The organism is Dysgonomonas sp. Marseille-P4677 (assembly GCF_016652235.1).
Classification (GTDB): domain Bacteria; phylum Bacteroidota; class Bacteroidia; order Bacteroidales; family Dysgonomonadaceae; genus Dysgonomonas.
The window spans coordinates 50,211-63,495 of sequence record NZ_JAEPKU010000003.1 but is presented as its reverse complement, the minus strand read 5'-3'; the positions used below and the strand labels follow the sequence as shown (position 1 = coordinate 63,495).

15 protein-coding genes are annotated in these 13,285 nt (G+C 40.6%); 4 read left to right on the top strand and 11 right to left on the bottom strand.

Annotated elements, in window-relative coordinates:
• The first annotated feature begins 132 nt into the window (after window positions 1–132).
• From JGH11_RS01675 to JGH11_RS01665, 3 genes are all read left to right on the top strand, one after another.
• A complete protein-coding gene (locus JGH11_RS01675) occupies window positions 133–1,374 on the top strand; it encodes a site-specific integrase (RefSeq protein ID WP_201109827.1) in 1,242 nt (413 codons plus the stop codon).
• Window positions 1,371–1,772, top strand: coding sequence for a hypothetical protein (locus JGH11_RS01670; RefSeq protein WP_201109826.1), 402 nt, complete (start codon window positions 1,371–1,373; stop codon window positions 1,770–1,772). Before JGH11_RS01675 ends, JGH11_RS01670 begins: the two co-directional genes overlap by 4 nt.
• Before the next feature lie 236 nt (window positions 1,773–2,008).
• Window positions 2,009–2,542, top strand: a complete 534-nt coding sequence (locus tag JGH11_RS01665) for a dihydrofolate reductase family protein (protein ID WP_201109825.1) — start codon at window positions 2,009–2,011, stop codon at window positions 2,540–2,542.
• A gap of 74 nt (window positions 2,543–2,616) precedes the next feature.
• On the opposite strand, the gene JGH11_RS01660 is transcribed toward JGH11_RS01665, so the two are convergent.
• Window positions 2,617–2,961, bottom strand: a complete 345-nt coding sequence (locus tag JGH11_RS01660) for an iron chaperone (RefSeq protein ID WP_201109824.1) — start codon at window positions 2,959–2,961, stop codon at window positions 2,617–2,619.
• Between the two features lie 43 nt (window positions 2,962–3,004).
• The gene (locus JGH11_RS01655) at window positions 3,005–3,478 is read right to left on the bottom strand and encodes a VOC family protein (RefSeq protein WP_201109823.1); all 474 of its coding nucleotides are present in this window, start codon (window positions 3,476–3,478) and stop codon (window positions 3,005–3,007) included.
• Window positions 3,479–3,914: 436 nt separating this feature from the next.
• Here JGH11_RS01655 and JGH11_RS01650 point away from each other — a divergent pair, with 436 nt between their 5' ends.
• Window positions 3,915–4,322 carry a hypothetical protein gene (locus tag JGH11_RS01650; protein ID WP_201109822.1) on the top strand — a complete coding sequence of 136 codons (408 nt, stop codon included), beginning with the start codon at window positions 3,915–3,917 and terminating at the stop codon, window positions 4,320–4,322.
• A gap of 171 nt (window positions 4,323–4,493) precedes the next feature.
• Here the strand turns inward: JGH11_RS01650 and JGH11_RS01645 are convergent, their stop codons facing one another.
• The 9 genes from JGH11_RS01645 to JGH11_RS01605 form a co-directional block, all read right to left on the bottom strand.
• Entirely contained in the window at window positions 4,494–4,913 is a 420-nt protein-coding gene (locus tag JGH11_RS01645) for a DUF3872 domain-containing protein (protein WP_236263823.1), read from the bottom strand.
• A 61-nt stretch (window positions 4,914–4,974) separates the two neighbouring features.
• Entirely contained in the window at window positions 4,975–5,529 is a 555-nt protein-coding gene (locus JGH11_RS01640; protein WP_236263826.1) for a conjugal transfer protein TraO, read from the bottom strand.
• An 89-nt stretch (window positions 5,530–5,618) separates the two neighbouring features.
• On the bottom strand, window positions 5,619–6,608 hold the full coding sequence (traN, locus tag JGH11_RS01635; protein WP_201109819.1) for a conjugative transposon protein TraN: 990 nt from the start codon (window positions 6,606–6,608) through the stop codon (window positions 5,619–5,621).
• Window positions 6,609–6,655: 47 nt separating this feature from the next.
• Window positions 6,656–8,008: a conjugative transposon protein TraM gene (gene traM / locus JGH11_RS01630; protein WP_201109818.1), complete on the bottom strand. Its 1,353-nt coding sequence runs from the start codon at window positions 8,006–8,008 to the stop codon at window positions 6,656–6,658.
• Between the two features lie 3 nt (window positions 8,009–8,011).
• On the bottom strand, window positions 8,012–8,323 hold the full coding sequence (locus tag JGH11_RS01625; protein WP_201109817.1) for a TraL conjugative transposon family protein: 312 nt from the start codon (window positions 8,321–8,323) through the stop codon (window positions 8,012–8,014).
• 13 nt (window positions 8,324–8,336) lie between these two features.
• On the bottom strand, window positions 8,337–8,960 hold the full coding sequence (traK, locus tag JGH11_RS01620) for a conjugative transposon protein TraK (RefSeq protein ID WP_201109816.1): 624 nt from the start codon (window positions 8,958–8,960) through the stop codon (window positions 8,337–8,339).
• A gap of 54 nt (window positions 8,961–9,014) precedes the next feature.
• Complete coding sequence (traJ, locus tag JGH11_RS01615; RefSeq protein ID WP_201109815.1) at window positions 9,015–10,112, bottom strand: conjugative transposon protein TraJ; 1,098 nt, start codon at window positions 10,110–10,112, stop codon at window positions 9,015–9,017.
• Window positions 10,113–10,115: 3 nt separating this feature from the next.
• A complete protein-coding gene (locus JGH11_RS01610) occupies window positions 10,116–10,745 on the bottom strand; it encodes a DUF4141 domain-containing protein (RefSeq protein WP_201109814.1) in 630 nt (209 codons plus the stop codon).
• Between the two features lie 43 nt (window positions 10,746–10,788).
• Window positions 10,789–13,278, bottom strand: coding sequence for a TraG family conjugative transposon ATPase (locus JGH11_RS01605; RefSeq protein WP_201109813.1), 2,490 nt, complete (start codon window positions 13,276–13,278; stop codon window positions 10,789–10,791).
• Between the last annotated feature and the right edge of the window lie 7 nt (window positions 13,279–13,285).

The window sequence follows — 13,285 nt, the reverse complement described above, 5'->3', positions numbered from 1 at the left end:
TGTTATTCGTTGTACTTTTTTTCTTCTCAGAAATGTACAACTATTGTGATTATTTATCTCTGAATATCAACAATTTGCGTAGTATTTCTTCGACTCGGAAATGGTAATTTCACAACCTAAAAATGAAGTCGTATGAAGAAAGAAAGTTTCAGTGTACTTTTCTTTATTGCAAAGAAAAGACTGCTAAAAAATGGAGAAGCACCGGTTTATTTGAGGATTACAGTGAATGGGATTCCCGTTGAAACCAGAATTAAAAGAAGTGTACTCCCTTCTTTATGGAATCAGGCCAAAGAATGTTCCCGTGGAAGAGATCGGGCTTCTTTGGAATTGAACGAGTATATTCAATCATTGAATTTGAAGCTAAGGAATATTCACAAAGAATTTTTACTGGAAGAACTGCCCATTAATTCCAAACTACTGATGGATCGCTTGTTTGGGCTCTATGAGGAAAAAGGGAAAATGCTTCTCAATGTATTCAATGAGCATAATGAAAAATGCAGACAGTTAATCGGAATCGATTATGTGGATATCACGGTAAGGCGTTATGTTAATTGTGCAAAATATCTGCGAGAACTTATCCAGCAAAAGTTTGGGAAGGAAGATATTGCCTTGAAAGAATTTACGGGAGAGATTGTCCGGAATTTTGAATTTTACCTCAAAATAGAAAAGGGCTGCCAGCACAATACAATCATCCGCTATATGAAATGCCTGAAAAAAATTACCAATCTCGGCCTTGCCAATGAATGGATCACCAAAGACCCTTTCTATGGAATCAAATTCAAACAGGATGAAGTCATCAAAGAATTCCTGACAAAAGATGAACTGGAAACTGTAGCTACTAAGGAATTTGATATTCCCCGTCTGGATTTAGTAAGAGATGTATTTGTCTTTTGCGCCTTTACCGGACTCGCTTTTATTGATGCGGCCAACCTGAAACCGGAACACATCATCAAAGACAATGAAGGATGTCTTTGGGTTCGTATAGCCCGGCAAAAAACAAATAACATGTGTAATATCCCTTTGCTGGATATTCCGCAACAGATCCTGAATAAGTATAAAGATCATCCTCTTTGCCAAAAGAGAAATGTACTGATTCCCGTTCCAAGCAATCAAAAGATGAATAGTTACCTGAAGGAAATCGCTGATTTCTGTGGAATTAAGAAAAATATTACGACTCATTGTGCCAGACATACAGCGGCAACCGTTGTTTTCCTCGCTAATGGAGTCAGCCTTGAAAATGTGGCTAAAATGCTCGGGCATTCCGATACCCGTATGACGAAACATTACGCGAAAGTTTTGGATTCAAGTATCAAACGGGACATGGAGAAAGTTAAGATGGAATTTTCATTTTCAAAAACAGAGGAGGCAATATGAATACAGAAGGAAGAGGCAAACTTGCCGTAGAAATAGATTCAAAGAATAAGTTTCAGGTTGTATTTTCCCCTATTAACGGAACAGTCTGGAAAAACAGGAATGAGCTGTGCGAATTATTTGGATGTTATCTGAAAGATATCAATAAATCCCTGAAAATCATATTTGAGAAAAACATATTAAGGATTGAAGATACCTGTCGTTACCATACAATAGCCGGTGCAAAACGTATAGATCATGACATTTCAGAAGTTAATTTATCTGTCATACTGGCTTTGTCATTCTATATAGAAACCCAACATTCTAAAATACTGAGGGAGTGGTTCCTGATTCGGTGTTTGAATTATCCTCATTTTGAATTACCATCATTTGATATAAACCAAAATTATCAACTGAATTAATTAAGAATTAAGATAATAAAGAGGGTGTTCACTGACAAGAAGAGGAATACCCTCTTTTTATTTTTAATATTGTTCCTCCTTTCTATTACTTTGTTAAATCGGAAACAGATGCAATGTTCATGCTATACTATTATAGTGTGGACTCGTCTGTTTCAGTTGTTAGGGTGTCAGCACCTCGTGATGAAGCTTGTGAGTTCCACGCTTTTTTATTTATTTTATATCTAAATACGAAAAATATGAGAAAAATAAAACTATACATTGCATCATCTATTGATGGATATATAGCTGATTTGGACGGAGGTCTGGATTGGTTGTCGAAATATCCGATAACCCCTGAATTCAATTACGGTTATGACATATTTTTCGAGTCTGTCGATTCTGTAATTATGGGAGGCAGAACCTATCGGGATATTTTGAACATGGATGTGATTTATCCTTATGAGAGTAAAACATCATATGTGATAACACGAAATAAGATAAGCAGTCTTAAAGAAAATATCCGTTTCATTACCAATAATGTAATTGAAACAATTTCGGATTTGAAAGAGAAAGAAGGTAAAGATATTTGGCTGGTTGGAGGTGGAGAAATAATCTCCATGTTACTAAGCCATGATCTGATTGATGAAATGATAATCACATATATTCCAACAATACTTGGTGATGGCATTCCCTTATTTCTCAAGTCAAAGAAAGATTCAAATTGGAAACTTATAAACAGTCAGTCTTACGATAATAGTGTGTTGACGGTTGAGTATCAGCAAATAGTCTGACTGAATATTTTTCCAATTATTATATATAAACTCCCAAGCTATAGCCAAGTTTGGGAATTTCTTGTTAATTCTACTCATTTCCTGTTATTCTCTGCCAGTTTGAATTTAATGATCCTCTCAATCAATTCATAAGGTATTGGGCGGTTGAGCGGAAATTGTACAGAACCCTTACCTTGTTTGTATCCCGACAACTCATCTTTAAATTCGGTATGTGCCTCCGGTGTTGCATACAAGCCTATATGGTTTTTGAATGCTCCAAAATAGATCAGCGGTTTTTTATTCGTCTTATAACCGGGCATGCCATAAGCAATTTGTTCTTCCGCCTCGGGAGCAAGATTCTTTATCAGGTCTCTTATTTTGAGTAAAATTTCCTGAACTTCGTCGGGGAAATTTTGAATATATTTGTCTATCTCTGTCATTTCATAAGTACCTAAATGATTGTATATAAAAGCCCAATCTTAATCAAGCATTTATCAGTTTTTCCACATCTAATTTTCTCATTTGCATAAATGCCTTCATTACCCGTTCGGCTTTTACCGGGTCTTTCATCAGATCGGTGAAGATGGCGGGAACTATCTGCCACGAAAGTCCGTATTTGTCTTTCAGCCAGCCGCAGTAGCTTTCCTCGCCACCATCGGCCGTAAGGGTATCCCAGTAGTAGTCAATTTCTTGTTGCGTATCGCAATATACCTGAAACGAGACTGATTCGTTGAAACGGAACTCAGGACCGCCATTGAGCGCAGTGAATGTCTGTCCGTTGATTTCAAATTCTACAGTCAGCACTGTTCCCTCAGGCTGATTGTGTACCTCGAAACCTTCCTTGCCATAATATGTGATGCCGTTTATCTTCGAATTCTTGAACACAGATATATAAAAACGGGCGGCTTCTTCTGCATTGCCATCGAACCACAGGCAAGGAGTTATCTGATATTTCATAATGATTTTTCGTTTAGTTCCACATAATATTTAACCTGTCTAATATAGCTTGTCATACCTTGAATAAAGATACGGGATAAGTTCCTTCTATATTGCTCATAAAATGGTGTTCTAAGTTGATACTAACATATTTATTTAAACAGAAAAAGGAATATTTCTGTTTATCCGAAAGAGTTAATATATAGTTAGTTATTGTTGATAATGTATAAAATATCGAAGGGTAAATATAGATATTAAAATAGGATAAGCATATTTTTTGTATGTGTAACAAATCAAATTTTCTCCCTGACAAAAAAATATTTTCATACGGAAGAAAAATAATTTTCATGCGCATGTAATTTTATCATTAACATTCTGAAAAGCGATTTCTTCCCCAAAAAGTAGCTAAAATCATCCGGCAGATATTACCTTTGATAAAAGTTTATTTCATAAAATCATGGCTGAAGTATTTTACGACATGACCCATCTGACGACAGCAGAACTTCGGGAGCTGTTTACTTCCTACCGTAAATTCGGCTGGATAGATTATGAATATGAAATAACAGATGAAAACAATCCTCCGATACAAGCCCTTTCGGAAGCTGAAATTATTCTGAACATTCAAGCCGGAAATGAAAAAAACTATTTTGTTTTCATGCTCAAACATGAAGATGAGGAAGATGGGGTAATGATAGGTTTCGGACTGACTTACCATGAAGATTTCTCGGTATATCTGCATCTTCCAACCGAATACCTGAAAGAACTTATTGAAAAATATGCCCTGAAAAGTAAAGCGACGAATGTTGAGGAAATGACCATAGAGCAGTTCTTGATAGAACAGTCCAAAGATATGTCCATGAACTAAAAAAGATAAGTCCCGCTTTTGTATTAGGCGAAACTTATCTTAAATGTTTATTCAATTTCTTCTCCCCACAGCTCAATATCTGTTTTAGCACCAAGACAGGCTATATATGCACAGGTATTGACAGAGATAGCGAACAGGATGTAACACAGAATAAATGTCATATTGCTGTAATTATTCTTCATTCAGGGCTTCACCAGTTTGCTTCTCCCCGTCCGCTTGTTCATTGTTGAAGGTAAAAGAAAGAGGATATTCCTTCCCTAAATTATCGAAAAAGACCACTTCAATATTGTGCGCATCTTCTGAATGGGAACGGAAGTACAATCTGAAAGTTCTGTTTTTCAGTCTGTAAGTATCATTCGGCAGAAACGGACTTTCACCGTCCATCCACAACTCCCCTTTTCCATCATATTGGAAATAGCGGAGAAAATACTGCGTATCATCATACTCCCCTTCACGGTGCAGCGTACAACGTATTTCGGCAACTTCATTTACTTGCAGCCTTTTCGGGACAGGCAGATGGGTAACCGTAAATTCATAATCCTGACGGATATTAATATCATCGCTACAGGCACACGCTATTGCAGCAAGCAATAGCGTAAATAGTATGTAAGAAAAATATTTTCTCATCTTTTTATTCTTTTTTGTCAGACAACTAATTAATGATGAATTTCAATCCTGTTCCGATCTGTGTGTGGAAAAGGTTGATGGAAGAACCGCCCAGTATCCGTTCCCGAACATGAAGCAGCAGCACGATCCGGTCAGAGAGGTATGTTTCAATCTCAAACGTTACTGCACCGCCGTATAGAAAGCTGTCATCGCTCGTGATGGTTGAGCCGTCAAACAGCAGGGATCTGCCCCAATTCACCGTTTCATACCCTGCCATGGCAGAAGCTCCGACAGAGAAAAAGAATGTTTTTCCCGGATTGCTCAGAAATTTATAGTAATATCCTCCATCCAGTGTAAATTGGACTGCGGGTATCAACTCTGTTTTATACTGATGGGATTTTTGAAGATATTCACCACCAAATACCCAGCGGTTACCGTTTTCGGTATAGGAGGCAAGGGCTATTCCTCCGGAAAAGGCCTGTTTGTCGCCTTTTTCCAAATGGAATCCGTCTACTGCACTTGCCGTAAACTGTACCCCTTTCTGTCCCGGCAGGCAGCGTTGGGCATGTGCCTGCCCGATGAGGGCAAGGTACACAATCATCAATAAGACTGTCCGTTTACATAAAATATTCCCGTTAGGCAGGACACAAAACCTGTTTCGTTCCTGCTCTTTCTTATCTGATTTCTTCATTAGTGGACTTTTAATTCGTTGATTTGTCGGGCACGGATCAGGTCTGCATTCTCGATGGTAAAGGCCTGATTGCGTCCGCCATTCTTTTCAAAAACCTCAATTATAAGTAGCTTGTCGGCGGGAATTGTGATTTTATCCAATGCAAAAACTGTTCGCTCTGTCTGATTGGCACCTACCATTGTCATAAAATTGAAGGCACGAAGCGGATAAATAACCGTTTCCTGTATTGCAGTACGCTTACTGACCTTTCTGTCTACAATTTTCATGCGTACAAAATCTATATCAAACGGAACGTTGGTTGCATTTTTAATCTGAGTATGCAGATACAACAGATTATTGTGCGAATAAATTCCTTTCAAAGAGTATTGGATACCAAAACGTTTTCCGCCGATGTGTTTGATATGGCGTTTATTGTCCTTGTAAATCGCACGGTTGATAAGGTACACGACACGGGGCGATTCATTTCCTAGTTCTTTCAGGTAGATATCAAGCGAATTGTTCGGACGATTGGTTGCAATACCATCGTGCATGAAGTCACACATCTCGACATTGAGTTTTTCCGGCTCATCCGCATACTTTACATTGAAGGTATAATAACTTCCTTCGTCCGTAATTACGGCCAGATTGGTTTCCGTTTCAAAACCTCTGATGGATGCTTTCACGCGGAGAATGTTTTCAGAATTTCCTGCTTTTCCCGCAATAATATTGTTAGAACCCAAGTCTACATAGCGGATTGATGAAGGGAAAATAACATGTACCGTTTTGTCGAAAGTTACTTCCAGTCCGTAAGGAGGAATCATTCTGTCGAAGGTTATTTTCTTTGTCAGACCTTCGTAATAATCGCCGAATGTTGGCTTCAAGACCTGTTGTAGCTCTTCCTGCATCTCTTCGGATGTTTGATGGATCGTTACAGCCGGATCATACTCAGTCTGTGCATGAACAGACAATACCGTTGTCGCCAAAGCGAGCATTAAATAAGACTTTTTCATTTTCTTGTTTTACTTTAAATTAATTTGTGGATAAATAGGTTTGATAATTAGTTTTGTTTTGGCAGAAGAAGCACTCTATAACCACCTTTCAGGTGGACTTTAACCTGTCGTATCTTCTTTTGCATATACTGGCTTACTCCTTGTATTGCTCCTTTGGTCAGATCTGCTGTTATCTGTTCCTGTGCATTGTCGGTTATCGTAAAACTTGTACCGACAGAGCTTCCCATATTGGCTGCGATTTCTTTGGCAGCCTCCAGTTCCAAAGAATTAGGAATGAATATCCCCCTTTGCCCGTCAGAATCACAGACAATGATTTCTACCGGAATAATCGTACCGCCCAGTTCTATGGCGTTTATGGAAATACCGAGCCTTTCGCCTTGCAGTGCGGCGGTACCCGTCAAAAGAGAATGGACAGGAATAACCGTGGTTCCGGCTATCATGGCTTCCGTCAACCTGATCCGTACACTCTGCCCGCTGATCAGGGTCTGGTCGTCGTGTATGACTGCTGATATGGTATTCTTTTCGTTCACCCCGATATTGGCATCCATTGTATTAAATCCCATGTTGCGAGGCTGGTTGAAGGTTGCGATAAATTCCGGATTGGAAATCTTTTGAGCCAAAGATGATACCGTCTGTTCCTGAACTTGTTTGATCACTGAGACTTGCGTTTTATCATTCCTGCCCTTATTATAAGAGGCATTGCTTTGCGTATTTCCCGCTTCAAGAGTAATCTCCTCCTGTTCTGCCGTTTGCTTTGGAGGTATTGATTGGCCTTGTCCGCCAGGCATGTATTTGGCAGCTAACTGATAGGATTTCTCCATGATAGCCAACTGGTCGTCAACAGCATCTTTTTTCACGGATTCTTCTTCCAGTTTGCGCTCTAATTCCTGAATACGCCATTCTAGAGCAAGTTGCGACTGTTCGTCCACTTCCGTGGCCGGCTCATCATAGAAGCTACTCAATGTATTGCTGATGTTCCGGTAAGAAGAAGCCGAATTCCTGACAGCATTTTCAGAAGGAGAACCGTTACGGTTGGTTTTGTCTCCCGTTATTTCTACTACATTCTCCTTTATCGTCTCCTTGTCTTCCCCAACGAGAGAAGAAAAATCTTCCAGCGATTTACGTTTGTTACTTCTGTTGAGCATTAGAGCTTCCTGTTCATAGGCTTTTTGCTTGTCGCCGATAAGCCCTGAATTGTTCGGGTCGGGTATTTCCGTATTAAAGCCTTTTCCCTGTTGATCCTTTTCCTTATCTGTCGAAGACGGGGCAAAAATCAGATACAATGCACCCAGAAAGATAATTCCGATGAGAGCGAAGAAACCGTATTTCTTCAGTTGCTGCTTCCGTTTCATCTGTTCCTGCTCTCTGGCAGGATCTGTTTTCTCATGTTCTTTTTTCATCGTTTATTGAAATTTTTGTTTGTACTGTCCTTTTCCTGTAGATGAATCCGGATAGATCGTGTCGCGCTGAACACCGGACTTCATAATGCCGACACCCTCGATATGCTGTACTTCGGGGATCTCCTTTTTCCCGTTCTTACGTCCCCAATTATATATGGTGGAGATCGTGAAATACAAATTGCCTATGGTGAAAATCAATAGCATTGACAGGATGACTGTTAGACGGGCATCGGGGGAAAGTCCTCCGCAAATCCGCCGTAGAAAATCACCGGCAGTGTACCCGATTTCTTTGAAAATATGCCTGATATATTTCATTTCCGGAGGTATATTAGCGGTCAACAGTCATGATGTCCTTATTTTCTTTTATGTCGAAATTCTCCATAAAGAAGCCGTGAGGGTTATTGTCCGAACGGGATGTGTTAAGCAACTGACAGGTAGTTATAAGGGAGCGTTCTGTCAGGTTACTTTCCCTGATTATGACTTGTCGGGCATAGGTGACAATCTGATACGGATATACATCGTAGTTACACTTAATACTGTCTACAATCACATTCTGAATGATATTTCCCGATATTATGCGATTATAATACCCTTTTTCAGCCATGTCTTTATAATAATTGAAGGCAGTTTTATCACAAAGCACCATTGCACGTTGTATATTGCTTTCTATTGCACTTTTATCGGGAGACAAGGTGAAAAACAATTCATGAAAACGTTTGACATGTTCCCGTGCTTCAACCGGACGATTTTGTGAAAGGTCTTGCGAAAGGGCAAGCATCAGTGATTTGCCTCCATCCAGCACATATATTTTCTCCCTCTGTTTTTCGGCAAAGCCGTAGGCGCACCATATGGAATATCCGGCGACTATTGCACACAGACAAAGAAATATGATACTGAAAAGCCTGATTTGCCGGAAACTTGTTTCGATATTTTTTAATGACTTAAATTCCATTATTCTTATTTGTTTCTAAAATGTTTGACTGTTATAAATGAATACCTGTAATATTTAGGGAGTCCTGGAAGAATCGGGCTGCCTTCCTGTAGAATAGTTCCGTCCCTGAGGCTGACTGCCGTTGCCTCCTCCGCTTCCGGAACTGCTATTGCCGGAACTCCCTCCGCCTTTTAATCTTCCCGTAATGTTTCCGCCTGCCGCACCTGCTCCGGCACCAGCCATTGACGCCGTTTTCGAAGCGGATTGATTGACATTTTTTCCGAAATTGCCCATTCCTCCTGCCTGAATAATCCATCCGGCAACAGTCGGAATCGTAAAGAATCCTACTATCCCAATGAGCAGGAAAACCACATACACACCGTCTGAAGCATCCAGAGAATAAGCCGGATCAGCTTGCATACGGGCAATATCACTTTCGAGCATACGGACTTGTAAGCGAGCCATTATGGAACTGAATAAATCCGATACGGGAAGCCACATATATACGCCTACATAACGGGTGAGCCACTGAATGAGCGTCGACTGGAAGCCGTCGAAGACGGATATGGCAAAGGCTATTGGTCCCAGAATGGCTAAAACTATCAAAAAGAATGTCCGTATCACATCAATTATCAGGGCTGCTGCATTAAAGAGAGTTTCCAGAAAAGAGCGAAACAGGCTTTGGAACCATTTCTTCATGTCGTAGAAAGCACGTTCAATGTACATTCCCGCCATCTCTGGTGTATCCATTATCCCGAGTTCTTCCAGCTTCTTGTCAAATTCATTCTGATCGACCAGATAGGCGGTTTCCTTATTTCGTTTTTTCTGTTCGATTTCGAGTTTGTCTTTCGTTTCTGCCAATGTTCTCATATCCAGTGTCTGCTGTCCTAAGATGCCATGTGCACCCTGTACGACGGGATTTAATATGCTGTTTATCGTTCCCAGAACCAGTGTAGGAAAGAACATTATGCAAATGCCGATGGCGAAAGGACGCAACAGGGGATATACATCAATCTGCTCTGCCCGTGCAATGCTTTGCCATACGCGGGAAGCGACATAAAGCAATGCTCCGATTCCGGCAATGCCTTTGGCGACCCCGATGAGGTCGCCGCACAAAGGCATCATGTCATTGTACAGATCACGGAGTATCTGATGGATATTGTCAAACTCCATAGATTACCAGTATCTGTCATTTTCATTTCCGTACAAATCCAGAACACGCTGGGTAGAGTTCTTTTCCTTTGCCCGAAGCAGGGATACGGAAATATTTTTATTGGTATAATATTTCACCAGATTACGAAACTCCAGCATCTTATTGTATGCCCCGTCAATAACTTCCATCCGTTCTTTGTCGGAAAGAGAGAGTGTACTGGCGTTCACAACCCCTTTGAGTTCCTGCAATATATCATCAGATTCGTTAAGCAGTTTTGTATAGCCGTTGGCTATGGCTGCCAGTTCCTCTACCGTAAAATTGTCATCGGTAAGCATCTTTTCAAAACTGTTCACATAGATATCGGTAATGTCGCCGACCATCAGGATTGTTTTCTGCACTTTTCTTGCATCCTTGACAAGATTATTTACTTTCTTGAGCGCATCGTAGTATTCCTTACCCTGATTATAAACCTTTTGAACCTCCTTGAAATTGTTTAGCATATTGTTTGCAGTACTCGATGTTTGTACAATTTCTTTGGTGGTATTGATAATCCCCTGTGCCAGATTGCCCGGATCGGCAACGACCCATTGTGCTTTGGCTTGTGTTAAGGCAAACATACAGCTTGCACATAACATGAAAATTTTTATTCTCATATCAACTTTGATCTTTAATAATAAATTACTGATTAATAAACTCTTATTCTTCCCCCTTCACGGAAAGCCGTTTAATGGCAAGTTCCAGATCTCCGCCTAACTGTTCGGCAAGACGGAAGACCTCAACTTTTTCTGTTTCTTCGGTAGTGTAGGTCAGGTATTCGCTTCGTGAAACTTCCGTTGCATATACAGCCGATTGCATTCCTCCCAGACCGATCCAGACCTCCTTGTAAAGTCTGCCCGGATCATTTGCCATATTGATGGAGAGTATTTGCCCGCGCTCTTTATCTGTCAGTCCGAGCATATTCTGGATACCATCGAATTTATTCATATACTTTCGCTGGTCAAGCAAAATCTTGCAATCGGAGTTTGTAATGATGGCTTCCTTAACAATCGGAGAATGGATTATATCGTCCACCTCCTGCGTAACGACTACAGCCTCACCAAAAAACTTACGGACAGTTTTGAACAGATATTTCAGATACATTGCCATTGAATCGGTAGCTATTGCCTTCCAGGCTTCTTCCAGCAATATCATCTTTCTGACACCTTTCAGACGGCGCATTTTGTTGATAAACACCTCCATAATAATAATCGTGATGATGGGAAAAAGCACAGGATTGTCCTTCACCTTATCAATTTCGAATACAATAAAACGCTTGTTCAGCAAATCCAGTTCCTGATCAGAGTTCAACAGGTAATCGTATTCGCCTCCCTTATAAAACGGTTCGAGGATAAAAAGGAAATTATCAATATCAAAATCCTTCTCCCTTACCTTTTTATCACTGATACTTGTACGGTATTCGCCTTTGATAAACTCGTAGAAGGTATTGAAGCAAGGCATGATACTCTTGTCATTCTTTATCAGGGTGATGTATTCGTTGACTGCATTGGACAGTGCCACACTTTCCGCTCCCGAAGGTTTTTCATGTTCCTGTTTCCAGAGGGTAAGGATCAGCGTTTTAATGCTTTCTCTTTTTTCAATATCGAACACCCCGTCTTCGGTATAAAACGGATTGAACGAGATTGGATTTTCTTCCGTATAGGTAAAGTACACTCCGTCATCTCCCTTTGTTTTATTATGAATCAGGTTGCATAAACCTTCGTAGGAATTACCTGTATCCACAAGCAAAACATGTGTTCCCTGTTCATAATACTGCCGGACAAGGTGATTCGTGAAAAAGGATTTTCCCGAACCGCTTGGCCCCAGAATAAACTTGTTTCGGTTCGTGATAATTCCTCTTTTCATTGGCAAGTCCGAAATATCCAAATGCACAGGTTTCCCGTTCCGGTCTGCCATTTTGATGCCGAAAGGAGAAAGTGAATCGCGATAGTTTGTTTCCTCAATAAAGAAACATAATGCCTGCTCCATGAAAGTATAGAAACTTTCTTCTGCCGGAAAATCGCCCTGATTGCCTGCTATCCCTGCCCAAAAGAGCGAGGGGACATCAATGGTATTATGTCGGGGCTTACATTCCATAAGAGCCAGCTGGCTTCCTACATCATTTTTAACACGCTTCAAATCTTCCTGATTATCAGCCCATGCCATAACATTTACATGGCAACGTACCGAAGTCAGTCCGAAGCTGTGTGCTTCGTTCAGGTAATCTTCAATCCATTCACGATTAATTTGGTTTGAACGGCTGTAGCGTCCGAGTGAGTGCATATTCTTCGCCTGCTTTTCAAACTTTTTTAAGTTTTCCGTATGGTCATCAATAAAAATATACTGATTCACCACATGATTGCAGGAAAGCAACACTCCGATGGGAGCTGCAAACGACAAACGGCAATCACTCCTGTCCGTTGATAGGCGTTCGTAGCGGCTGTCGGTATAAACCTTGCCCGGCAGATCATCCGTGTCACTTAATGTGTGTACGCAAAGGAAATTATCACCTATTTTCATTTCTCCTGCTCCGAGTGAAATATCTTTCAGTGAAACAGTATCTCCCATCAGGGAAAAGTATTTCTCAATAATCCCGACATCGTGTCCATCACCGGTGATCTCATCGGTTGTCAGACGTTTCAGGCTTATGAAACCCGAATCGTTCATTATCCGTTCAAACTGATCGACTGCTTCCAGAAATTTCTGAGCCGTTTCCTTATCCTGCATTTCCTTTGGCACGAGAAAACCACGGGTCAGAGCCGTGTAGTTACTTTGTTGTTTCGCTCTTTCTTTCGTTGTTTTTGTCAGAAACAAGTAACAGGTATGATTCAGAAACGGACGTTCATTAAAATGGCGTTCGTAAGATTTGCTCAGGAAACTCATGTCATCTTTATCCGTATTTGCCTTGTAGCTTTCCTCGGTAAACCAATCCTGTTTGCAAACGATGGAATAATCCGGCAGTACCTTGATTGCTTTCGCCCATGCGGAATGAATGGCCGTATATTCTTCAGTAGTTACCGAATAGACTTCGGGCAGTTCCACCGTAAAACCGACGGTTATATCTGCGTCCTTACTGATGATACAGCCATGCTCAACGGAAAGGATAGGAAACTTATTCTCCAATGTTGTTATTTTCGATGTATTTCTCATTCTTTAC

Bases quoted from the DNA above. Each gene is read 5' to 3' on its own strand.
- JGH11_RS01675 (WP_201109827.1), top strand. From the start codon at position 133: ATGAAGAAAGAAAGTTTCAGTGTACTTTTCTTTATTGCAAAGAAAAGA.
- JGH11_RS01670 (WP_201109826.1), top strand. From the start codon at position 1,371: ATGAATACAGAAGGAAGAGGCAAACTTGCCGTAGAAATAGATTCAAAG.
- JGH11_RS01665 (WP_201109825.1), top strand. From the start codon at position 2,009: ATGAGAAAAATAAAACTATACATTGCATCATCTATTGATGGATATATA.
- JGH11_RS01660 (WP_201109824.1), bottom strand. From the start codon at position 2,961: ATGACAGAGATAGACAAATATATTCAAAATTTCCCCGACGAAGTTCAG.
- JGH11_RS01655 (WP_201109823.1), bottom strand. From the start codon at position 3,478: ATGAAATATCAGATAACTCCTTGCCTGTGGTTCGATGGCAATGCAGAA.
- JGH11_RS01650 (WP_201109822.1), top strand. From the start codon at position 3,915: ATGGCTGAAGTATTTTACGACATGACCCATCTGACGACAGCAGAACTT.
- JGH11_RS01640 (WP_236263826.1), bottom strand. From the start codon at position 5,529: ATGATTGTGTACCTTGCCCTCATCGGGCAGGCACATGCCCAACGCTGC.
- traN (WP_201109819.1), bottom strand. From the start codon at position 6,608: ATGAAAAAGTCTTATTTAATGCTCGCTTTGGCGACAACGGTATTGTCT.
- traM (WP_201109818.1), bottom strand. From the start codon at position 8,008: ATGAAAAAAGAACATGAGAAAACAGATCCTGCCAGAGAGCAGGAACAG.
- JGH11_RS01625 (WP_201109817.1), bottom strand. From the start codon at position 8,323: ATGAAATATATCAGGCATATTTTCAAAGAAATCGGGTACACTGCCGGT.
- traK (WP_201109816.1), bottom strand. From the start codon at position 8,960: ATGGAATTTAAGTCATTAAAAAATATCGAAACAAGTTTCCGGCAAATC.
- traJ (WP_201109815.1), bottom strand. From the start codon at position 10,112: ATGGAGTTTGACAATATCCATCAGATACTCCGTGATCTGTACAATGAC.
- JGH11_RS01610 (WP_201109814.1), bottom strand. From the start codon at position 10,745: ATGAGAATAAAAATTTTCATGTTATGTGCAAGCTGTATGTTTGCCTTA.
- JGH11_RS01605 (WP_201109813.1), bottom strand. From the start codon at position 13,278: ATGAGAAATACATCGAAAATAACAACATTGGAGAATAAGTTTCCTATC.